The sequence below is a fragment of the Streptomyces resistomycificus genome, from assembly GCF_001514265.1.
GTDB classification, from domain to species: domain Bacteria; phylum Actinomycetota; class Actinomycetes; order Streptomycetales; family Streptomycetaceae; genus Streptomyces; species Streptomyces resistomycificus.
In genome coordinates, this window is sequence record NZ_KQ948991.1 from 568,756 (window position 1) to 590,984 (window position 22,229).

Sequence of the window (22,229 nt, forward strand, 5' to 3'; positions counted from 1 at the left end):
CGGTGTCAGCCGAGGTCCGGGGCGTGCATGGCACGTACGCCCTCGATGTTGCCGTCCAGGTAGTGCCGTAGGGAGAGTGGCACGAGGTGGACGGAGGCGATGCCGACGCGGGTGAACGGCACCCGCACGATCTCGTACTCGCCGATGGGCTCGTCCACCTCGGGCCCGTGCCGCAGGGACGGGTCCATGGACTCCAGGCGGCAGACGAAGAAGTGCTGCACCTTCACGCCGGTCGCGCCGCCGTCCTCGCCGATGTGCTCGACGGTGTCGACGAAGCAGGGCACCACATCGGTGATCTTGGCGCCGAGCTCCTCGTACACCTCGCGGTGCAGGGCGTCTACGACGGTCGTGTCGTCTGGCTCCACCCCGCCGCCGGGCGTGAGCCAGTAGGGATCCAGGCCGGGCTTGGTGCGCTTGATCAGAATCAGGTCGTCAGCATCCAGCAGAACGGCACGGGCGGTGCGCTTGACCACAGGTCGGACGGTCATGGGAGAAATGTGGCCCGGCTGGTTCCACGTGAAACATCGCGGGAGGTCACCGAACGGGTTCACGGTGTGATCGGCCCGGATCAGAGCCCTGGCCAGCAGCGATCCGCGGCTCAGCACCAGTCGTCGGCGGCCCCCATCAGCCATTCATGAGCGCGGGCGATGTGCGGCATCGCGAGCGTGCCGGTGCGGACCACCAGGAAGTAGGTGCGCAGCGGCGGTACGGCCGGTTCGTGCAGGGCGACGACCTCGCCGTGCTCGAGGGCGGATGCGCACAGATAACGGGGCAGCACGGCGAGTCCGGCGCCCGCCGCCGCGCAGGCGAGGACCGCACGCAGGTCGGGGACGATCACGGAGCCCGGGGCGGGCGGGCGTGAGTCGAAGACCGAAGCCCAGTAGCGGGAGACGAACGGCAACGACTCGTGGACTTCGACCACGGGGATGTTCTCCAGAGCGGGTGCCTCGTCGACCGCCAGGACGTCCTTCAGCGTGGGCGTGCTCTTGGCCCCGGGCCGCAACGCTCGCGCCGTCTTGCGGCGCGGTCTCCCGGCGCGGAGCCGCTCGGCCCACCGCGGGGCGGCGACCAGCACATGCTCCTCGTCGCAGAGCGCAGTCGCCGTGAGCAGGGCGCCGCGCGGACGAGCCGTACAGATGGCCAGATCATGATGTCCGGCCGCCAGTCCTTCCAGGACCTCCTCGGCGTTCCCGAAGGAAGCGCGCAGAGCGAAGCCCTGGCCGTCCTCGCCGGTCAGCTCGGTGAGTGCGGGCAGCGCCCGCTCGGCGGTGAACTCGGGTGGGCCCGCGAGGTGCAGTGTCCGTAAGGAGGACTCGTCGTCGACCCCGGCTTCGGCGATTTCCACCAGGGCGTCGAGGTGAGGTGCCGCCTTGTGGGCCAGTTCGTCGCCGATGGTCGTCGGGGTCACTCCCCGGGCCTGCCGCAGGAAGAGTGGGCGCCCCAACTGCCGCTCCAGGGTGCGGATCTGCGAGGTGACGGCCGGTTGGGACAGTCCGAGCAGCGCGGCCGCTCGCGTGAAGGAACCGGCCCGGTGCACCGTCACAAAGGTGCGCAGCAAGGCCAGATCCATGGCGACGTCCTCCTCTTCCCTGCCCTTCTCCCGGCCCCGAGGCAGGGCCCAACTATAAATATGTCGATAGGTCTCTGTCGCTACTGTGATTGGACACTGACACAGAGTCAACTAGCCTTGTGCAAGCGGTTCTTCGCGCGCAGAACCGGGACGGTCCGAGCCACGAGGGGGGAGGCTCGGACCGTCCGTCGTAGGCGGCCGGCACCACCCGGAGCGGGCGGACGGCACGGTCAGGAGGCTGATGCGTCCAGCGCACGCAGGACGTCCGCCACCAGGTCCTCGGGATCCTCCGCACCGACCGAGAAGCGGATGAATCCGTCCGGCACCGCGTCCCCTCCCCAACGTCGACGGCGTTCGGCCGTGGACCGCACACCGCCGAAGCTGGTCGCGTCGTCGACGAGCCTCAGCGCGTCGAGGAAACGGTCGGCACGCGCGCGCGTGGGCAGCGTGAAGGAGACGACGCATCCAAAGCGCCGCATCTGCTGGGCGGCGACCTTGTGCGACGGATCGTCGGACAGCCCCGGATAGCGCAGCCCGGTCACCTCGGGCCGCTCACGCAGCGCCTCGGCGAGCACCAGAGCGGTCGCGTTCTGGCGGTCCACCCGCAGCTGGAGTGTGGCGATCGAGCGGTGCGCGAGCCAGGCCTCCATGGGCCCGGCGATCGCGCCGACGATCTTCCGCCAGCGTCGTACCGCGGCCATGGCGTCGGGGTCGCGACCGCTGACGTATCCCAGGAGGACGTCGCCGTGCCCGGTGAGCTGCTTGGTGCCGCTGGCCACGGAGAAGTCCGCGCCGAGCTCAAGCGGGCGCTGCCCGAGCGGTGTCGCGAGCGTGTTGTCAACGGCGACCAGGGCGCCACGCGCGTGGGCCGCCTCGGCGAGCCGGCGGATGTCGCAGACGTCGAGCCCGGGGTTCGAGGGAGTCTCGATCCACAGCAGCCTGGCGCCGTCGAGGGCGTCGAGCTGGGCGTCGCCGCCGGTGGGAGCGGTGCGCACCTCGATGCCGTACGCCTCCAGCTGCGCGCGCACCATGGGCAGCACCTGGTAGCCGTCGCTGGGCAGGACGACCGCGTCCCCGGCGCGCAGCTGCGAGAAGAGCACCGAGGAGATGGCGGCCATGCCCGAGGCGAAGACGAGCGTCTCGACGCCGTCCTGGCCGGGCGCCTCCAGTTCGCCGATGGCCCGCTCCAGCAGGGTCCAGGTCGGGTTGTCGTCGCGGCCGTAGCTGTACGGGCCCGTCACCTCGCCCGGCAGGTGGAAGTGGGCGGCGAACACCGGACCGGGCAGGGTCGGCTCGTGCTTCACCGCCTCGGGCAGCCCGGCCCGCACCGCGCGCGTGCCCTCACCGCCGGCCTCCGGCAGTCCCTGCCCACTCGTAGCGCTCATGCGGCTCGTCCCTCCACGTTCTCGCGCACCACTGCGAGCAGACCCTCGCTCGCCGCCTCCACCATCTCAAGGCACTCCTCGAAGCCGTCCATGCCCCCGTAGTACGGGTCCGGGACGTCGAGGTCACCGCTCGCGGCGGGATCGTAGGAACGCAGCAGTCGCACCTTCTCCGCGTCCTGAGCAGTGGGCGCGAGGCGACGCAGGGCCGCGAGGTGGCCTGCGTCGAGGGCGATGACGAGGTCGAGCCGGCTGAACCACGAGGGCCGGAACCGGCGGGCCGTGTGCGCACCGTCGTAGCCGCCGTTCTCGAGGACGGTGACGGTGCGGGGGTCGGCGCCGTCGCCCTCGTGCCAGCCGCCCGTGCCGGCGCTGTCGACCTCCACCAGGCCCTCGAGCCCGGCCTCCGCCACGCGGGCACGGAAGACCGACTCGGCCATCGGGGAGCGGCAGATGTTGCCGGTGCAGACGAAGCAGACGCGGTAGGTCATGGTGCGTTCAGTCCTCGTCGGGCAGGACCATGTTGAGCGCCCAGGAGACGATCGAGATGATCAGACCGCCGAGGACGGCGGTCCAGAAGCCGTCGACGTGGAAGCTCAGGTCGAGCACGTCGGCCAGCCACGAGGTGAGCAGCAGCATGAGAGCGTTGACCACCAGGGTGATCAGGCCGAGCGTCAGGATGAACAGCGGGAAGGTGAGCACCTTCACGATGGGCTTGACCAGGAAGTTCACCAGTCCGAAGACCAGAGCGACGAGGAGCAGCGTCCAGATCTTCTTGCCGGTGCTGTCGCCGGTCAGGGTGATCTTGTCGAGCAGCCACACGGCGACCGCCAGGGCGCCCGCGTTGGCGATCGTCTTGACTACGAAATTCTTCATGTGTCTGATCGTGGCAGACGAGATCGGTTACGAGTACGGGCAGGGCGGACTAAGTCGATGAAGGCATTCCGGTTGGACGAGCTGGAGGCGGAGCGCGCCGCCAACGACGGCGCCTACCTGCAGTTCCTGAGGGAGCGGAACATGTCGGTCGGCCTCTACGCGCTCGACGCGGGCGAGCGCGACCCACAGCAGCCGCACAGTCAGGACGAGGTCTACTTCGTCGTGAGCGGCCGTGCGGCGATCACCGTCGGCATGGAGACCACCCAGGTGGCGCGCGGCAGCGTGGTCTACGTACCGGCCGGTGTCGCGCACAAGTTCCACCACATCAGCGAGGACCTGAGGGTGATGGTGGTCTTCTCTCCGCCCGAGAGCTGACCTGCGGCCTCGGGGTTCCCTAGGGGATCAGTCAGGGGCGGACAAGGGGTGCCAGGCCCCCGCGGGGACCCCTCCCGGCCCTAGCATCGAGTGCAGGACATCAGAAGATCCGGCACCGGAAGTGCCGGGCACCAGAGAGGCAAGGGCGATGCGAGAGATCTTCACGGGACTGCCGTGGTGGGTGAAGTGGGTTGCGGTGCCGGTCATCGCCCTGGTCGTCTTCGGCGGGCTGATAGCCAGCGTCGTCGGCTTCGTCATCGGCCTGCTCTTCAAGCTGCTGGTTTTCGTCGCCCTGGTGGGTGGACTCATCTACGTCGTACGGAAGTTCATGTCGAGCTCCTCGTCCCGCAGCGACTGGTGAGCGGCCGGCCAGGACGACGGGCGAGCGGCCGGCCAGGACGACGGGCGAGCGGTCGCGCACAACTCGGGGCAACCGGCGAGCGGTAACAGGAATCGCCGGTTCCCTCGCGCGAGGGAAGTTTCCCGGCCGGGCCGTCTGCGAGCGGTGGCAGACGGTTAGAGTCCGGAACTCGACGCGGGGACCACCCCGCGAGCGGCGTACACCCCCTCCCGTGTTCCCCCGCACGGGCTGCCCTCTCGCGCTTCGGGAGTGACCCTTGGCCACGGTTGACACCGCACACGTCCAGCCCCACGTGCCCACGGCACCAGCTCAGCCCCACGCACCCACCGCCCCCTCGCAGCCCCTGCCGCCCACCACCGCTGCCCGGGCCGAACTCCCGCCTCCCGGAGCCCGTATGCGGCCCCCGGAGCAGCCCCCCGCACCGTCGGCCCGGCGGCGCCCCGCGACGGCGCCAAGTCCTCCGACGCAGCGACAGGGCACCGCCTCTCCTCCGCCGCCGCACTCCGCGACCCTCATCGGGTCCGTGCAGCGCGCGATGCGGCTGCTGGAGTGCGTCGCCGAACACGAACACGGCGCCCCCGCCAAGCAGCTGGCCCGTGAGGCGGGCCTGGCGCTGCCCACGGCCTACCACCTGCTGCGCACCCTCGTGCACGAGGGCTATCTGAGCCGCGACAAGGGGCTGTTCTTCCTCGGGGAGGCCGCTGAACGGCTGGGTAGCAGCGGAGCCAGGCAGAAACGTCGCAGCACGGTCGCGGAGACGCTCGGGCACTGGCGCGACGCGATCGGCGTACCCGTCTACTACGCGATGTACCGCGACGGCGAGATCGAGGTCATGTGCGTCTCCGACACCCCGGGCACCCCGGCGGTCGAGGAGTGGGCCGACTTCCGTGAGACCGGACACGCGCACGCCATCGGACAGTGCCTGCTGGCCCAGTTGGACGACGAGGCCCGACGCGACCACCTGGACCGCTACCCGGTGCAGTCCATCACCCCGTACACGGTGCGTGACAACCACGCCATGCTGCGGCGGCTCGAACGCATGCGGCGGTCGGATCCGGTGACGGAACGACAGGAGTACGCGCTGGGGACGGTGTGCGCGGCGATCCCGATCACGGTGGGCAACGCGGCGGCGACGATGGCGATCTCCCTGCCCGCACATCAGGCCGACCGGCTGGCGGCGGCGACGCAGCAGTTGCAGGGTGCGTTGGGCCTGCTCCTGGGGTCACTCGCGATCTCTATCAGTATCTGAAAACTCACTCCTTGTGATCTGTCGTACACGTTCAGCAAGATTCGACAGTGTCAGAGGGATGATTCCCAGCCAGTCGACGGCAGGTGACGGGGTAGGCGATGCGCGAGTTCGTACAGGCAGAGGTCATGATGAGCTTTCTCGTCTCCGAGGAGCTCTCCTTCCGTATCCCGGTGGAGCTGCGCTACGAGACCTGCGACCCCTATGCCGTCCGGCTGACCTTCCATCTGCCGGGTGACGCTCCGGTGACCTGGGCGTTCGGTCGTGAGCTGCTGATCGACGGGGTGGGGCGACCGTGTGGGGACGGTGATGTGCGGGTCTCGCCCGCCGAGGCGGACACGCTCGGTGATGTGCTGATCCGGCTTCAGGTCGGCAGCGACCAGGCGCTGTTCCGTTCGTCCACAGCTCCGCTCATCGCCTTCCTCGACCGCACCGACAAGCTGGTGCCGCTGGGCCAGGAGGGTGCGCACGCCGACTTCGACGCCCACCTGGACGAGGCCCTGGACCGCATCCTGGCGGAGGAGCAGAGCGCCGGCTGAGGAAGCCCTTGCGGCATCGCGTTGACGGAACGCTTCAGCAAGGGCGGGAGGTCGTGCAGTAACGCTTCTTCGCGGGGTGTGTGCGGGGCACGCGTTTCTTAACCCGGGTGCGGCTGCCTGGGCTGTGCGGCCATGGCTGTACCGCGGACACCACTGGCACTGCCGGCACAGCAGGCATCACTGGTACCGCGGACACCACTGGCACTGCTGACAACGCGGAACCGTTGGCACCGCTGGTACCGCGGATACCACTGGCACCGCGGCAACGCTGGCCTCGGGCTGCTGAGGGCGGCCTCGTGTGCGGCGGTCCGCCACGAGAGTCAGCAGGCCCCACGCCTGGTCACCGCCTGCGCCGTCGTCCCTTCCCGCCGCGGGCCGGAACCGCGCGCGCACCGGCCGCTGCCGGCCCCGCTCCCGCCTCCACCGGGGCCCCGGGAGTCGTCCCGGCCATCCCTGCCGCGCTCCCCGCCCCCGGCCGGTCGGCTGAGACCACCAGCGCCGCCAGGGCTGTGGTGACCGGGACCGACGCGACCAGACCGATCGAGCCCACCAGCGTGCGCACGATCTCCTCGGCGACCAGCTCGCTGTTGGCGACCGTCCCCACGCTGCTCTGCGCGATCGAGAAGAGCAGCAGCAACGGCAGCGCGGCACCCGCGTAGGCGAGGACGAGTGTGTTGACGACGGACGCGATGTGGTCGCGGCCGATCCGGATGCCCGCGCGGTACAGCCCGCGCCAGCCCATCGCCGGATTGGCGTCGTGCAGCTCCCAGACCGCCGATGTCTGGGTGACCGTCACGTCGTCGAGGACACCGAGTGAACCGATGATGATGCCGGCGAGAAGCAGACCGCTCATGTCGATCGTCGGATACAGACCGTGGATCAGACCGGTGTTGTCGTCCGTGTTGCCGGTGAGCGCGGCCCAGTCGATGAACAGCGAGCCCAGGATGCCGATGAGCAGCAGTGAGATCAGGGTGCCGAGTACCGCGACCGAGGTACGGGCCGACAGCCCGTGACACAGGTAAAGGGCGATCAGCATGATGGCACTCGACCCGACCACCGCCACGACCAGCGGGTTCGATCCCTGCAGGATGGCAGGCAGCACGAAGAAGTTCAGGATCAGGAAGCTGATGGCCAGAGCGACCAGGGCCATGACGCCCCGCAGCCGCCCCACGACGACGACGGCGACCGCGAAGATGCCGGCGAGCAGCGCCATCGGGAGGCGACGGTCGACGTCGGTGACCGAGTACTGCAGGTCCTTCGGCGCGGAGGGCTCGTAGGCGACCACGACCTTCTGGCCCTCGTGCAACTGCCGCGACTGGTCAGGCTGGACGATTTCGGTGAACGTACGGCCCTTGTCCTTGCCCGTGTCGACCCGGATCGTCGCCTTCTTGCAGGTGCCGTTCGCCTGCTGCTGAGCGGAGGAACCCTCGGCGGTGGACGTGTCACCGGTCGGGGTGTCCCCCGAGGCGTTCACCGACGAGCAGCTCACGCTCTCGACCGTGGTGACCGTGGCCCGTTGGGTCTGCCGGTCGAAGCCGACCCCCGTGCGCTCGTGCGCGGGGGCGCCGCCCGGCCACAGCACCACGAGCCCGACCAGGACGGCTGTGGCGAACGGGATCAGGATCGCCGCGATGACCTTGCGAAGGTGCTTGGAGACGGGGGTAGCCGGCCCGTGGCTGTGCGAGTGACCGTGCCCGCCCCCGGATTCGGGGCCGTCGGGCCCTTGCCCACCGCCCGAATCACCGCCGTTGCCGTGGCCGTGTCCGCCATCACCGGGCCCCTGGCCGTGTCCGTCTTTGCCGTGCCCGTGTCCGCCGGGCCCCTGGCCGTGTCCGCCTTCGCCCCGTCCGTGTCCGCCGGGTCCGTGACCGTGACCGACCGGCCCGTTGCCGCGTCCGACGCCGCCGGATCCTTGGCCGTGTCCACCGTCACCGGGCCCATGGCCTCGCCCGACGCCACCGGGTCCGTGGCCGTGTCCACCCGAGCCGTGGTCGTGCCCGCCGAACCCAGGTCCGGGCTCCTGCCCGCCGCCGGAACCGTGCCCCTGCGCGGCACCGGGGCCGCGGTCGGGCCCACCGCCCGAGCCGGGACCGTAGCCGAGGCCTGCTTCCCGACCGTGCTGGTCGGCGGCGTCGTTGCCGCGGGCCCGCCCATCCCCCGCGACACCGAAGAAGTCATAGCCGCTTTCCCCGCCGTCGCCCTGGCCACGGCCCTGACTGCCACCCCGGCGGTTGCCAGGTCCGCCGCCGGGGCCGCCGCCGCGGCCGCCGTCGTCTCCGCCGCCGTTCCCGCCGCCCGGCCTGCGGGGCGGCTCGGAGGGTGGGAACGGGAACTGCTGTGTCGTGGTCACCGACCGATCATCGCAAGAACGACAGAGGCCCTCTGGTCACCGCGCCCGAATTGCCGCTAGCGTGGGGGGCACCTTTGAACACGCGGGAGCTCGGAGCACCGGGCTGAGAGGGCGCTGACCTCCGTCCCAGTCATGTTTCACATGAAACATCGCTACAAGCGAGTGATGTTTGACACGAAACATCGGCAGACGGAATCCGCTGCGTCGACCGCCGAACCTGTTACCGGGTAATGCCGGCGTAGGGAGTAGGTCTCATGACCAGCAAGGACGCACGCACGCCTGCCTCCACGCAGAACGCGCAGATTCCGACGGCGGTGCCGACGGACAGCACGTCGAACGAGGAGGCCGGGAAGTCCATCGGCTGGCACAAGGCGTACGTCGAGGGCTCACGCCCCGACCTGCGCGTGCCGGTCCGTCAGGTGCACCTCACCAACGGGCAGTCGGTCACGCTGTACGACACGTCGGGCCCGTACACCGATCCCCATACCGAGACCGACGTCCGCAGGGGGTTGCCGCCGCTGCGGGAGAACTGGATCGTGGCCCGCGGCGACACCGAGGAGTACGCGGGCCGTCCGGTCCGCCCCGAGGACGACGGCATCAAGCACACCGCACCACGCGGAGGCCTGCGCAACCTGGACGCGGTCTTCCCGGGACGGCCACGACTGCCGCGCCGCGGCCGCTCCGGCACGGCGGTCACCCAACTCGCCTACGCCCGCCGGGGCGAGGTCACCCCGGAGATGGAGTACGTCGCGATCCGGGAGAACGTTTCGCCGGAGGTCGTTCGGGAGGAGATCGCGGCGGGCCGGGCGGTGCTGCCGGCGAACGTCAACCACCCGGAGATCGAGCCGATGATCATCGGCAAGCGGTTCCTGGTGAAGGTGAACGCCAACATCGGCAACTCGGCGGTGACGTCCTCCATCGAGGAGGAGGTCGAGAAGATGACCTGGGCGACCCGTTGGGGCGCCGACACGGTCATGGACCTGTCCACCGGCCGCAACATCCACACCACCCGCGAGTGGGTGCTGCGCAATTCGCCCGTCCCCATCGGCACGGTCCCGCTCTACCAGGCACTGGAGAAGGTCGACGGCCGGGCCGAGGAGCTGACCTGGGAGATCTACAAGGACACGGTCGTCGAACAGGCCGAGCAGGGCGTGGACTACATGACGGTCCACGCGGGTGTGCGCCTGCCGTACGTACCGCTGACCGCCAACCGCAAGACCGGCATCGTCTCCCGCGGCGGTTCGATCATGGCGGCGTGGTGCCTCGCGCACCACAGGGAGAGCTTCCTGTACGAGAACTTCGAGGAGCTCTGCGAGATCCTCGCCGCCTACGACGTCACGTACTCGCTCGGCGACGGTCTCAGGCCCGGCTCGATCGCGGACGCCAACGACGAGGCGCAGTTCGCGGAGTTGCGCACGCTCGGCGAACTCAACCGGATCGCGAAGAGTTTCCATGTTCAGACCATGATCGAGGGCCCGGGCCATGTGCCGATGCACAAGATCAAGGAGAACATCGACCTTCAGCAGGAGATCTGTGATGAAGCTCCGTTCTATACGCTCGGGCCGCTGACCACGGACGTCGCTCCGGCGTACGACCACATCACCTCCGGCATCGGTGCGGCGATGATCGCCTGGTGGGGCACGGCCATGCTCTGCTACGTCACGCCCAAGGAGCACCTGGGCCTGCCCAACCGGGACGACGTGAAGACCGGCGTCATCACCTACAAGATCGCCGCCCATGCGGCCGACCTCGCCAAGGGGCACCCGGGCGCGCAGGAGTGGGACGACGCGCTGTCGGACGCCCGCTTCGAGTTCCGGTGGGAGGACCAGTTCAACCTCGCCCTGGACCCGGACACGGCACGGGAGTTCCACGACGAGACACTGCCGGCCGAGCCCGCGAAGACAGCGCACTTCTGCTCGATGTGCGGACCCAAGTTCTGCTCGATGAAGATCTCCCAGGACATCCGTCGTCGGCACGGCGGGAGCCAGGAGGACATCGAGGAGGGCATGGCGCAGAAGTCGAAGGAGTTCGCGGCGGCGGGCAACCGGGTGTATCTGCCCGTCGTGGACTGACGCGCCGTCCGCACCGTGGTGCGAGGAGGCCCGCCCGGGCCGAAGCCGGTTCTTCGGCTTGCGCTCCCCTGGACGGGGGCGCAAGCCGAGGGGTCGCTCCGGCCGGAAGGGACCTAGTCCGGCTGGTGTTCCGGCCCCCCGAAGTCCGGGCTGGTGTAGTCCGGGCTCGAGAAACTGGGGCGGGGGCCCGGGGCGCCGTCGTCCGGGCTGCTGAAGCCCGGGCGGCCGTAACCGAGGTGCGGGATGCGGCTGGTCGGTGCCGGCGGTGCGGTACGTCGCAGTGCGGCGCTGTCGGGGGCGGTGAGTGCCTCCCGGAGGAACGGCAGGACGCCGCGCTCCAGCAGTGCTTCGCGCCAGGCTTCCCTGGCACGGGCCACCTCCTCGTTCATCGCGCCGTACGGCCCGGCTTCGAGCGAGGGCCGGTTGCGCAGTGCGGTGAGCAGCAGTCCGACGGCGGCGACGAGGATCGCGGCCGCGGTCATCGCACCGAACACCCATCCGGTGGTGAGCATGGTCTGGGCGAACGCCGGCTCGGGGTTGAGCATCTTCAGGATGTAGCCCACGAGCAGGAAGATCGCCGCGGCCGTGCCGGCGAGGACGGGGGCCAGGACCGCGACGACGGCGACGGCGCCCGCGCCGGCGGTCTCGGCGACCTCGCCCATGGTGGCGGCGAGCCCCATCGTGCTCGTGCCCGGCTCCGGAGAGCCGGTCTCGCGCGTGGACGACGGGGTGGACGGCGCCGGATGGCGCAGTTCCTCGCGCACCTTCACGTAGTGCTGGTACTCGGTCGCCGCGGCCGCCGTGATGAGTGCGGTGGCGTTGAGCGCCATGGTGCGCAGCTGTTCGGGGTTGAGCCGCTGACCGACAGCGGCCAGTTCAGGGCGGTGTGGGGCGGAGCGCAGCGCCTCATCGAGGATCCGCTCGTATTCCTGGCGGTCCTCGCTCAGCAGGTGCTGCGGAACGCTGTTCATGTGCATCCCCCGATGCTCCGTAGGGCTTGGGGCTCGCACGCTGACGAGCCGTCGGGCAGAAACGGAGGGGAGCCTGCTACGGATAAGCAGATGGTAGAGCGATGACGGCACGCGGTGACAGGGGGTTTACCGAAAATGGCCTCTGGCCAGGGTCGCCGCAGACCGGTCCGCCACGAAGAACGCCTGCCCTGTGAACGTTCAGATATCCAGGGGAAGTTGCTGGACCAGCAGCTTTCCGGCCATGGTCACTCCGCCGTCCATCGCGATGGCGAGCCCGTCGGCGTAGACGTGCGGGCCCTCCACCAGCGGCGTTGCCGGGTCCTCGCCCTCTTCGGAGCCGACCTCGCCGAGGAGATACGGAATGGGGCTGTGACCGTGAACGATGCGGGTGCCGCCGTACGTATCGAGCAGGGAGCGTACGGCGTCGGCGCCGCCCTCGTCGCGGAAGGAGAAGCGCTTGGTGAACTTCCGGAACACGTCCCACACCTCGTCCGCGTCGTTGCGCGTGATCGTCTCGCGGACGGTGTCGTTGACCTCTTCGATGGAGCGGCCGTAGTCGAGGTAGGCGGTGGTGTCGGAGTGCACGAGCAGGTGGCCGTCCACCGCCTCCATGGCGTCGAGCCGGGCCATCCACTGCAGGTGGTGGTCCTGGAGGCGGTCCATGTCGCTCTTCTGCCCGCCGTTGAGCAGCCAGGCCGCCTGGAAGGTGGCGGTGCCCGCACCGGAGTTGACGGGGGTGTCCCCGAACCGCTTGGCGCCGAGCAGCAGCAGCTCGTGGTTGCCCATGAGGGCCTTGCAGTAGCCGCCCGCGGCGGCGGCCTCGGCGGACAGTCGCATCACCAGGTCGATGACGCCGATGCCGTCCGGGCCGCGGTCGGTGAAGTCGCCGAGGAACCACAGCCTCGCGGTGCCCGCGCACCACTGGGCCGCGTCGTCGACGAGTCCCTTCTCCTGGAGGGCTGCCACCAGTTCGTCGAGATAGCCGTGTACGTCGCCGACGACGTACAGCGGCCCGGGGCCGGCCGTCGACTGCGTGTCCGGTGCCGCCGCGGGGTCGATGTGGACCTGCAGCGTGTCGCCCCGGTTGATGACCGGCAGGTCGCGCTCGGTCGGCGTGTACCCCTCGGGGAGGTCGACGGGCTCCTCGACAGGTCGGGCCGTCTCGCTCGCGTGCACGACGTGCGGGTACGGACCGGTCTCGTGGACATACGCGGGCACCCGGAAGTCGCGCAACGTCGCCGTCCGCTCCACCTCGGGTCCCTGACCGGCCCCCTGAGTCATCAGACCCCTCCACCATCACGCCGCATCTGCACCTCTTCGGACTGCCTGGTCGCAGCGGCCCGCGGTGTCGTGGGCCCATCATAGGAATGCGGATCGCGCCGTGTGATGACCCAGGGGTGGTGAATCGGAGCAAGACTCCAGTTCACCGCGGCTTTCGCCCCGATTGGGCAGGGCTTCGACCGTGTGTCGACCACCCTTGTCCCACTTCACGGAACGCGCTTTCCCGCTCCGGCCGCGCTCGGGCTACTGCTCCTCGGGCGACCGCGGCGGGCTGACGGTCGTGCGCGGCGGACGTCGCTGGGACGAGGTACGCACGATCAGTTCGGTCGGTATCACCTGCTCGACCGGTCGGTCCGCCTCGACGCCCTCGATGGCGTCGATGAGGAGCTGGACCACCGCGGTGCCGATGCGGCGCGGCTTCAGGGAGAGCGTGGTGATGGGAGGCTCGGTGTTGGCGTACACGGTGGACTCGCTGCAGCAGACCAGAAGCAGGTCGTCCGGTACGCGCAGCCCGTAGCGGCGGGCGGCGGCGAGCAGGTCGGTGCCGTTCGGGTCGAACAAGCCGTACACGGCGTCGGGCCGGTCGGGGCGGGCCAGGAGCCGGTCGGCTGCGACGGCTCCCGCGCACGGATCGTGCGCCGGATATGCCTCGTACACCGGATCCTGGCCCACACGCTCGCACCAGCGCAGGTACGCGGTGGTCGACAGATGCGTGTACGTGTCCGTGCTGGTCCCGGTCAGCAGGCCGATGCGGCGGGCTCCGGCGTCGGCCAGGTGGTCGAGGATGCCGAGGACGGCGGCCTCGTGGTCGTTGTCGACCCACGCCGTGACCGGCAGCGCGCCGGCCGGGCGGCCGTCGGAGACGACCGGTAGACCCTGCCGGACGAGTTCGCTGACGACCGGATCCTGGTCGGACGGGTCGATGACGACCGTGCCGTCCAGGGCGACGTTCGACCACACGTCGTGGCGTGAGGTCGCGGGGAGGATGACGAGGGCGTAGCCGCGGGCGAGCGCGGCCGAGGTGGCGGCGCGCGCCATCTCGGCGAAGTACGCGAACTCGGTGAAGGTGAAAGGTTCATCCCCGTATGTCGTCACGGTCAGGCCGATCAGGCCCGACTTGCCGGTTCGGAGTGTGCGGGCGGCGGCCGAGGGCCGGTAGCCCAGTCGATCGGCGACCTCGCGGACATGGCGTCGGGTGGCGTCCGGGAGCCGTCCCTTGCCGTTGAGGGCGTCGGAGACGGTCGTGATGGAGACTCCGGCGGCGGCAGCCACGTCTCTGATGCCTGCCCGGCCCGGCCGACTTCCTCGACGAGAGGTTTCCGCGCGGCTCACCTGGTGCTTCCCTGCTGCTGTCATGGCGAGCCGATAGTAGGGCTCATGCGGTGGGGTAGGGCGGACGCATATGCACGCGTTGACAGGCACGTTTCTGCAAGGCTGGCAGGGGTCAAATGCCTTGGAAAGCAAGGCACTTGACCCATTGAATGTTTGGACGTGACTTGTCGACCCGTGCAAGCCTGTCGAGTGGTCCATGTTTCGAAGAGGTCTCAACTCACCTCTACGAGGGATGCGCGCTACGGCGTGAGCCACCGGCGCATAGATATATGTGACCGCGCCCCTTGATTCGTGCGCCTTCGTGTCGTGATGCCCCTGATGCCGGTGTGACGGATGAGGTGCGTTCCGACCTGTACGCAGGCGCGCGGAATCCTCATAGGGTGAGGAGTATTGGATGCCGGCGGTGGTGATGGCCGCCGGTGGTCGCGAGGAGGACTGCGGTGAGCGAGACGAGCCCCAAGCTGCGCGCCGAGCTGGAGGGGATCCCCACCTACAAGCCGGGCAAGCCCGCGGCGGCCGGTGGCCCGGTGGCCTACAAGCTGTCCTCCAACGAGAACCCCTATCCGCCGCTGCCCGGCGTGATGGAGACCGTGGCGGCCGCGGCCTCGTCGTTCAACCGCTACCCGGACATGGCGTGCACGGGTCTGATGAACGAGCTGTCCGAGCGGTTCGCCGTCCCGCTCTCCGACCTGGCCACCGGCACCGGCTCGGTCGGCGTGGCCCAGCAGCTGGTCCAGGCGACCTCGGGCCCCGGCGACGAGGTGATCTATGCCTGGCGGTCCTTCGAGGCGTACCCGATCATCACGCGGATCAGCGGTGCGAAGGCGGTGCAGGTGCCGCTGACGCCGGGCGACGTGCACGACCTGGACGCCATGGCGGACGCGATCACCGACCGGACCCGACTGATTTTCGTCTGCAATCCCAACAACCCGACCGGCACGGTGGTGCGGCGGGCCGAGCTGGAGCGCTTCCTCGACCGGGTGCCGAGCGATGTGCTGGTCGTGCTCGACGAGGCCTACCGCGAGTTCATCCGTGACGTCGAGGTGCCGGACGGCGTGGAGCTGTACCGCGAGCGTCCGAACGTCTGTGTGCTGCGTACCTTCTCCAAGGCGTACGGCCTCGCCGGGCTGCGGGTCGGCTTCGCGATCGCTCACGAGCCGGTGGCCGCGGCTCTGCGCAAGACGGCTGTCCCCTTCGGTGTGAGCCAACTCGCACAGGACGCCGCGGTCGTCTCGCTGCGGGCCGAGGACGAGCTGATCGGCCGGGTCGGCTCGCTGGTGTGCGAGCGCACTCGCGTGGTCGACGCCCTGCGCGCCCAGGGCTGGACGGTGCCGGAGACCCAGGCCAACTTCGTGTGGCTGCGGCTGGGGGAGCGCACGGTCGCCTTCGCCCAGGCCTGTGAGCAGGCGGGTGTGGTGATCCGGCCGTTCCCTGGTGAGGGTGTGCGGGTCACGGTCGGAGAGACCGAGGCGAACGACATCTTCCTGAAGGCGGCGGAGGGGTTCCGCAAGGAGCTGTAGCGCGTTCGCGCCGCTGTTTCGGCTGGTCAGAGACGGTCAGGGGGGTTCCCGCGCGATAGGCGGGACCCCCCTCGCATGTTGAGGAAACGGTGCTGCATAATTGCTTGTGAATGTGAACGCTTTCACAAGCGTGTGAGTTAGGAGCGGCAACGTGGACCTGGCTTTGGCGCCGGAGACCCTGGCGCGCTGGCAGTTCGGCATCACGACGGTCTACCACTTCCTGTTCGTCCCCCTGACGATCTCTCTGGCCGCCCTCACGGCCGGACTGCAGACGGCGTGGGTGCGTACGGAGAAGGAGAAGTACCTCCAGGCGACCAAGTTCTGGGGCAAGCTCTTCCTGATCAACATCGCGATGGGCGTGGTCACCGGCATCGTGCAGGAGTTCCAGTTCGGCATGAACTGGTCCGACTACTCGCGGTTCGTCGGTGACGTCTTCGGAGCCCCGCTCGCGTTCGAAGCGCTGATCGCCTTCTTCTTCGAGTCGACCTTCATCGGTCTGTGGATCTTCGGCTGGGACAAACTCCCCAAGAAGATCCACCTCGCCTGTATATGGATGGTCTCGATCGGCACCCTGTTGTCGGCGTACTTCATCCTCGCGGCCAACTCGTGGATGCAGCACCCCGTCGGCTACCGGATCAACGAGGCGAAGGGCCGCGCCGAGCTCACCGACTTCTGGCGGGTCCTGACCCAGAACACCGCGCTCAACCAGGTCTTCCACAGCTTCTCGGCGGCCTTCCTGACCGGTGGCGCCTTCATGGTGGGCATCGCCGCCTTCCACCTGATGCGCAAGAGGCACATTCCGGTGATGCGGACGTCGCTGCGGCTGGGCCTGGTCACCCTCGCGGTCGGCGGCATGTTCACCGCCATCAGCGGCGACACTCTCGGCAAGGTCATGTACGAGCAGCAGCCGATGAAGATGGCCGCGGCCGAGGCGCTGTGGGACGGCGAGAAGCCGGCGCCCTTCTCCGTGTTCGCGTACGGGGATGTCGACGAGGGGCACAACAAGGTCGCCCTGGAGATTCCCGGGCTCCTGTCCTTCCTCGCCCACAGCGACTTCGACTCGTACGTGCCCGGGATCAACGACACCAACAAGGCGGAGCAGGAGAAGTTCGGCCCCGGTGACTACAAGCCCATCGTCCCCGTCGCCTACTGGGGCTTCCGCTGGATGATCGGCTTCGGCATGGCGTCCCTCTCCCTCGGTCTGCTGGGACTGTGGCTCACGCGGAAGAAGTTCCTGCTCCCGGCCGCACTGCGGACCGGGGAGGACGAGGTGCCGCACCTGGTGCTGCTGAAGAAGCCGCTCGGGTCGCGACTCACCCGGCTGTACTGGCTCGCGGCGCTCTGGACGATGGCGTTCCCGCTGATCGCCAACTCCTGGGGCTGGATCTTCACCGAGATGGGCCGGCAGCCGTGGGTCGTCTACGGCGTGATGCAGACCCGGGACGCGGTGTCGCCGGGCGTCTCCCAGACCGAGATCATCATCTCGATGGTCACGTTCACCACGCTGTACGCCATCCTCGCCGTCGTCGAGGTCAAGCTGCTGGCGAAGTACGTCAAGGCCGGCCCGCCCGAGCTCACCGAGGCCGATCTCAACCCGCCCACGAAGATCGGCGGCGACTCCCGTGACGCCGACAAGCCGATGGCCTTCTCCTACTAGGCCGAGGGAGCTGTTAGTCATGGAACTTCACGACGTCTGGTTCGTGCTCATCGCCGTTCTGTGGACGGGCTACTTCTTCCTGGAGGGCTTCGACTTCGGGGTCGGCATCCTCACCAAGCTGCTGGCTCGCGACCGGCCCGAGAAGCGGGTGCTGATCAACACCATCGGTCCCGTCTGGGACGGCAACGAGGTGTGGCTGCTCTCAGCCGGAGGTGCGACCTTCGCCGCCTTCCCCGAGTGGTACGCCACGCTCTTCTCGGGCTTCTACCTGCCTCTGCTGCTCATCCTGGTCTGCCTGATCGTCCGAGGTGTCGCCTTCGAGTACCGGGTGAAGCGGCCCGAGGAGAATTGGCAGCGCAACTGGGAGCACGCGATCTTCTGGACCTCGCTGCTGCCGGCGTTCCTGTGGGGCGTGGCCTTCGGCAACATCGTGCACGGGGTGAAGATCGACCGGAACTTCGAGTACGTCGGCACCCTGTGGGACCTGTTCAACCCCTACGCGCTGCTCGGCGGGCTGGTGACGCTGACGCTGTTCACCTTCCACGGCGCGGTGTTCACGGCGCTCAAGACCGTGGGAGACATCCGGGAGCGGGCGCGGAAGCTGGCGTCGGGTGTCGGTCTGGTTGCCGCGGTGCTGGCGCTGCTCTTCCTGCTGTGGACGCAGGTCGACAGCGGTGACGGAAAGAGCCTGGTCGCGCTAGTCGTGGCGGTCGCGGCACTGGTCGCGGCGCTGGTCGCCAACCAGGCCGGGCGTGAGGGATGGTCGTTCGCGCTGTCCGGAGTCACCATCGTGGCCGCCGTGGCGATGCTTTTCCTGACGCTCTTCCCGAACGTCATGCCCTCCTCGCTCAACGAGAACTGGAGCCTCACGGTCACCAACGCCTCGTCGAGCCCCTACACCCTGCGGATCATGACGTGGTGCGCGGCGATCGCCACGCCGCTCGTCATGCTCTACCAGGGGTGGACCTACTGGGTGTTCCGCAAGCGGATCGGTACGCAGCACCTCGCTGCCGACGCCGCTCACTGAGTCCGCGTGGGGGTGTGCTTCACCATGGTTTCGCGATGTTTCACGTGAAACACGGTGAAAAGCACCCCCAGGGCCGAAGGGCATGTTTCACGTGAAACCGATCGATCCGCGTCTCCTCCGGTACGCCCGCGCCACCCGGCTCTTCCTGGTGGCGGTCGTCGGCCTGGGGGCCGTCGGTGCGGGACTGGTCATCGCACAGGCGATGCTCATCGCCGAGGTCGTGGTGGGCGCCTTCCAGCACGGCATGGCCGTTCCCGAACTCCGGACTCCCCTACTGCTGTTGGCGGCCGTCGCCCTCGGCCGCGCACTCGTCTCGTGGCTCACCGAGCTCGCCGCGCATCGGGCGAGCGCCGCGGTGAAGTCGGAGCTGCGTGGGCGGTTGCTGGACCGGGCTGTCGCGCTGGGACCCGGGTGGCTGAGCGGGCAGCGGACGGGATCGCTGGTCGCTCTCGCCACGCGAGGCGTCGACGCGCTCGACGACTACTTCTCGCGCTATCTCCCCCAGTTGGGGCTCGCGGTGGTCGTACCGGTGGCCGTGCTGGCGCGGATCGTCACCGAGGACTGGGTCTCGGCGGCCATCATCGTCGGCACCCTGCCGCTCATCCCGGTCTTCATGATGCTGATCGGCTGGGCCACCCAGTCCCGGATGGACCGTCAGTGGCAGCTGCTGTCCCGGCTGTCCGGGCATTTCCTGGACGTGGTCGCCGGCCTGCCGACCCTGAAGGTGTTCGGACGGGCCAAGGCGCAGGCCGACTCGATCCGTCGCATCACCGGCGAGTACCGGCAGGCGACCATGCGGACCCTGCGGATCGCGTTCATCTCCTCCTTCGCGCTGGAACTGCTCGCGACGCTCTCGGTGGCTCTTGTCGCCGTCACGATCGGCATGAGGCTGGTCCATGGCGACATGGACCTGTACATCGGCCTGGTCATCCTCGTGCTGGCGCCGGAGGCGTATCTGCCGCTGCGCCAGGTCGGGGCCCAGTACCACGCGGCGGCGGAGGGGCTCGCGGCCGCCGAGGAGATCTTCTCGGTGCTGGAGACGCCGGTGCCGCAAGCGGGTTCCGCGCCTGTGTCGACAGGGCCCCTGTCCTTCGAGGGCGTCACGGTCCGCTTCGCCGAACGGTCGGGGGACGCCGTGTCGGACGTGTCGTTCACTGTCGAACCCGGGGAGACGGTCGCGCTGGTGGGGCCGAGCGGCGCCGGCAAGTCGACGCTGCTGAACGTACTCCTGGGCTTTGTGCGGCCGAGTGAGGGGCGCGTCCTGGCCGGGGGAGTCGATCTCGCCGAGGCCGACCTGGAGCAGTGGCGGGCACGGATCGCGTGGGTGCCGCAACGGCCACACCTGTTCGCCGGGACGATCGCCGAGAACGTACGCCTCTCCCGGCCCGACGCCGACGACCCCGCCGTACGCCGGGCTTTGGACGACGCGGGCGCGCTGGAGTTCGTGGACGCGCTGCCGCAGGGCGCCGACACCGCTCTGGGTGAGGACGGGGCCGGGCTGTCCGCCGGACAGCGGCAGCGGCTCGCGCTGGCCCGGGCGTTTCTCGCCGACCGGCCCGTGCTGCTGCTCGACGAGCCGACGGCTGCGCTCGACGGCTCGACGGAGGCCGAGGTCGTGGAGGCCGTACGGCGGCTGGCGGTGGGCCGGACCGTTCTGCTGGTCGTGCACCGGCCGGCCCTGCTGTCGGTGGCGGACCGGGTGGTACGGCTCGCGGAACCGGTGTCTCCCGGTCGCCCGGAGACGGTTCCTGGGACAGCCGAGGTCCACTCGGCCGAGGCCGCGGAGGTGGTGACACCTGCGGCCTCCGACGCCTCCGACGCCTCCGCGGCGATGGTGACGGGCACGGACGGGCGTGGCGTTCTCGCCCGGGTCCGGGCCATGTCGGGAGCCCGGCGCGGGCGGCTCGTCCTCGCCCTGGTGCTCGGCAGCCTGGCGCTCGGCAGTGCCGTGGGGCTCATGGCGACCTCCGGGTGGCTCATCTCACGGGCCTCGCAGCAGCCGCCCGTGCTCTATCTGATGGTGGCCGTGACGGCGACACGGGCCTTCGGGATCGGTCGGGCCGTCTTCCGGTACGCGGAGCGGTTGGTGTCGCACGACGCCGTGCTGCGGATGCTGGCCGACACCCGGGTCGCCGTGTACCGGCGCCTGGAGCGGCTGGCGCCTGCCGGGCTCCGGCAGACCCGCCGGGGTGACCTGCTGTCGCGACTGGTCGCCGACGTGGACGCCCTTCAGGACTACTGGCTGCGCTGGCTGCTGCCCGCCGGCGCCGCCACGGTCGTGTCCGCCGTGTCCGTGGGCTTCACGGCCTGGCTGCTGCCCGAGGCAGGCGCCGTACTCGCCGCAGGGTTGCTTGCGGCCGGGGCGGGGGTGCCGCTGCTCACCGGCGCGGTGGCCCGGCGGGCCGAACGCCGGCTGGCCCCGGCCCGAGGAGCGCTGGCCACGCGGGTCACCGATCTGCTCACCGGCACCGCCGAGCTCACCGTCGCCGGTGCCCTGCCCGGACGTACCGCACAGGCGCGGCGGGCCGACGGTGTGCTCACCCGGATCGCCTCGCGTGCCGCCACGGCCACCGCACTCGGCGACGGACTCGTCGCGCTGGTGTGCGGCCTGACCGTCGCCGCCACCGCACTGGTGGGTGTTCAGGCCGTTGCCGACGGCAGGCTGGGCGGCGTGGTGATGGCCGTCGTCGTCCTCACCCCGCTGGCCGCGTTCGAGGCCGTCCTCGGCCTGCCGCTCGCCGTGCAGTACCGGCAGCGGGTGCGCAGGAGCGCGGAGCGCGTGTACGAAGTGCTGGACGCGCCCGAGCCGGTGGCGGAACCGGAGCGACCCCGGCAGGCGCCCGCGTCCCCGTTCCCGGTTGTGGTCAGGGGGCTCGCGGCCCGGCACGCCGGGCAGGACCGCGACGCGCTGGGCGGGCTGGACCTGACGCTGGAAGAGGGCCGCCGGATCGCCGTGGTCGGGCCGTCCGGGTCCGGCAAGTCGACACTCGCGCAGGTGCTGCTGCGCTTCCTGGACGCGGACGCGGGTGCGTACACGCTGGCGGGCGTGGACGCGTACGCGCTGGCCGGCGACGACGTCCGGCGGCTGGTCGGCCTGTGCGCACAGGACGCCCACCTCTTCGACAGCTCGGTGCGCGAGAACCTTCTGCTCGCCAGGAGGGACGCCACCGAGGACGACCTGCGTGACGCGTTGCGGCGGGCCCGGCTGCTCGACTGGGCCGACGGACTGCCCGACGGGTTCGACACGCTGGTCGGCGAGCACGGGGCGCGGCTGTCCGGCGGACAGCGGCAGAGGCTCGCACTGGCGCGGGCGTTGCTGGCCGACTTCCCCGTGCTCGTCCTCGACGAGCCCGCCGAACACCTGGACCTGGCGACGGCGGACGCTCTCACCGCGGACCTGCTGGCCGCCACCGAGGGCCGTACGACGCTGCTCATCACCCACCGGCTGGCCGGCCTGGAAGCGGTGGACGAGGTCGTCGTCCTGGACGCGGGGCGGGTGGTCCAGCGGGGTACGTATGCGGAGCTGGCCGCCGTGGAGGGGCCGTTGCGCGGGATGGTGGCTCGGGAGCAGGAGGCGGACCTGTTGGTGGGGGCGCGGTAGGCAGCCGGCGCCGTATTAGCCCATCCGCGCCAACGCGTCCCCCAAGCGCACGACTTGAACAGGACCGGA

The 22,229-nt window shown here is 69.8% G+C and carries 19 protein-coding genes; 10 read left to right on the forward strand and 9 right to left on the reverse strand.

Annotated features, from left to right (window positions below; all coding sequences use genetic code 11):
- Positions 1-5: 5 nt before the first annotated feature.
- The 5 genes from AQJ84_RS17030 to AQJ84_RS17050 all read right to left on the reverse strand — a co-directional run bounded on the left by AQJ84_RS17030 (position 6) and on the right by AQJ84_RS17050 (position 3,828).
- Positions 6-488, reverse strand: a complete 483-nt coding sequence (locus AQJ84_RS17030; RefSeq protein ID WP_030042256.1) for an NUDIX domain-containing protein — start codon at positions 486-488, stop codon at positions 6-8.
- 110 nt (positions 489-598) lie between these two features.
- The gene (locus tag AQJ84_RS17035; protein WP_030042257.1) at positions 599-1,570 is read right to left on the reverse strand and encodes a LysR family transcriptional regulator; all 972 of its coding nucleotides are present in this window, start codon (positions 1,568-1,570) and stop codon (positions 599-601) included.
- 230 nt (positions 1,571-1,800) lie between these two features.
- Positions 1,801-2,955, reverse strand: a complete 1,155-nt coding sequence (locus tag AQJ84_RS17040; RefSeq protein WP_030042258.1) for a cystathionine gamma-lyase — start codon at positions 2,953-2,955, stop codon at positions 1,801-1,803.
- Entirely contained in the window at positions 2,952-3,443 is a 492-nt protein-coding gene (locus AQJ84_RS17045; RefSeq protein ID WP_030042259.1) for a low molecular weight protein-tyrosine-phosphatase, read from the reverse strand. Before AQJ84_RS17045 ends, AQJ84_RS17040 begins: the two co-directional genes overlap by 4 nt.
- Before the next feature lie 7 nt (positions 3,444-3,450).
- Positions 3,451-3,828, reverse strand: coding sequence for a phage holin family protein (locus AQJ84_RS17050; RefSeq protein WP_030042260.1), 378 nt, complete (start codon positions 3,826-3,828; stop codon positions 3,451-3,453).
- Between the two features lie 57 nt (positions 3,829-3,885).
- Here AQJ84_RS17050 and AQJ84_RS17055 point away from each other — a divergent pair, with 57 nt between their 5' ends.
- The 4 genes from AQJ84_RS17055 (at position 3,886) to AQJ84_RS17070 (ending at position 6,349) form a co-directional block, all read left to right on the forward strand.
- Positions 3,886-4,203, forward strand: a complete 318-nt coding sequence (locus tag AQJ84_RS17055; RefSeq protein ID WP_030042261.1) for a cupin domain-containing protein — start codon at positions 3,886-3,888, stop codon at positions 4,201-4,203.
- Between the two features lie 148 nt (positions 4,204-4,351).
- Positions 4,352-4,564, forward strand: a complete 213-nt coding sequence (locus AQJ84_RS17060) for a DUF5326 family protein (RefSeq protein ID WP_030042262.1) — start codon at positions 4,352-4,354, stop codon at positions 4,562-4,564.
- A gap of 394 nt (positions 4,565-4,958) precedes the next feature.
- Positions 4,959-5,813 carry an IclR family transcriptional regulator gene (locus tag AQJ84_RS17065; RefSeq protein ID WP_078632118.1) on the forward strand — a complete coding sequence of 285 codons (855 nt, stop codon included), beginning with the start codon at positions 4,959-4,961 and terminating at the stop codon, positions 5,811-5,813.
- Positions 5,814-5,911: 98 nt separating this feature from the next.
- Positions 5,912-6,349 carry an SsgA family sporulation/cell division regulator gene (locus tag AQJ84_RS17070; RefSeq protein ID WP_030042264.1) on the forward strand — a complete coding sequence of 146 codons (438 nt, stop codon included), beginning with the start codon at positions 5,912-5,914 and terminating at the stop codon, positions 6,347-6,349.
- Positions 6,350-6,689: 340 nt separating this feature from the next.
- Here AQJ84_RS17070 and AQJ84_RS17075 read toward each other — a convergent pair whose 3' ends face one another.
- On the reverse strand, positions 6,690-7,934 hold the full coding sequence (locus AQJ84_RS17075) for a YibE/F family protein (RefSeq protein ID WP_374935409.1): 1,245 nt from the start codon (positions 7,932-7,934) through the stop codon (positions 6,690-6,692).
- Between the two features lie 138 nt (positions 7,935-8,072).
- On the opposite strand from AQJ84_RS17075, the gene AQJ84_RS44735 reads away from it, so the two are divergent.
- Positions 8,073-8,759: a hypothetical protein gene (locus tag AQJ84_RS44735; RefSeq protein ID WP_198536339.1), complete on the forward strand. Its 687-nt coding sequence runs from the start codon at positions 8,073-8,075 to the stop codon at positions 8,757-8,759.
- A gap of 194 nt (positions 8,760-8,953) precedes the next feature.
- Positions 8,954-10,771, forward strand: a complete 1,818-nt coding sequence (thiC, locus tag AQJ84_RS17080; RefSeq protein ID WP_053191939.1) for a phosphomethylpyrimidine synthase ThiC — start codon at positions 8,954-8,956, stop codon at positions 10,769-10,771.
- A 113-nt stretch (positions 10,772-10,884) separates the two neighbouring features.
- Here the strand turns inward: thiC and AQJ84_RS17085 are convergent, their stop codons facing one another.
- The 3 genes from AQJ84_RS17085 to AQJ84_RS17095 form a co-directional block, all read right to left on the reverse strand.
- On the reverse strand, positions 10,885-11,748 hold the full coding sequence (locus AQJ84_RS17085) for a hypothetical protein (protein ID WP_053191941.1): 864 nt from the start codon (positions 11,746-11,748) through the stop codon (positions 10,885-10,887).
- A 192-nt stretch (positions 11,749-11,940) separates the two neighbouring features.
- Positions 11,941-13,023: a metallophosphoesterase family protein gene (locus tag AQJ84_RS17090; RefSeq protein WP_030041776.1), complete on the reverse strand. Its 1,083-nt coding sequence runs from the start codon at positions 13,021-13,023 to the stop codon at positions 11,941-11,943.
- A 243-nt stretch (positions 13,024-13,266) separates the two neighbouring features.
- Complete coding sequence (locus AQJ84_RS17095) at positions 13,267-14,379, reverse strand: LacI family DNA-binding transcriptional regulator (RefSeq protein ID WP_078632050.1); 1,113 nt, start codon at positions 14,377-14,379, stop codon at positions 13,267-13,269.
- A 416-nt stretch (positions 14,380-14,795) separates the two neighbouring features.
- Between AQJ84_RS17095 and hisC the strand changes: the two genes are divergently transcribed.
- The 4 genes from hisC (at position 14,796) to cydD (ending at position 22,160) form a co-directional block, all read left to right on the forward strand.
- Positions 14,796-15,875: a histidinol-phosphate transaminase gene (hisC, locus tag AQJ84_RS17100; RefSeq protein WP_053191943.1), complete on the forward strand. Its 1,080-nt coding sequence runs from the start codon at positions 14,796-14,798 to the stop codon at positions 15,873-15,875.
- 151 nt (positions 15,876-16,026) lie between these two features.
- A complete protein-coding gene (locus tag AQJ84_RS17105; RefSeq protein ID WP_030041780.1) occupies positions 16,027-17,532 on the forward strand; it encodes a cytochrome ubiquinol oxidase subunit I in 1,506 nt (501 codons plus the stop codon).
- Positions 17,533-17,551: 19 nt separating this feature from the next.
- Entirely contained in the window at positions 17,552-18,559 is a 1,008-nt protein-coding gene (cydB, locus tag AQJ84_RS17110) for a cytochrome d ubiquinol oxidase subunit II (protein ID WP_030041781.1), read from the forward strand.
- Between the two features lie 82 nt (positions 18,560-18,641).
- Positions 18,642-22,160: a thiol reductant ABC exporter subunit CydD gene (gene cydD / locus AQJ84_RS17115; protein WP_225889101.1), complete on the forward strand. Its 3,519-nt coding sequence runs from the start codon at positions 18,642-18,644 to the stop codon at positions 22,158-22,160.
- Positions 22,161-22,229 lie beyond the last annotated feature (69 nt).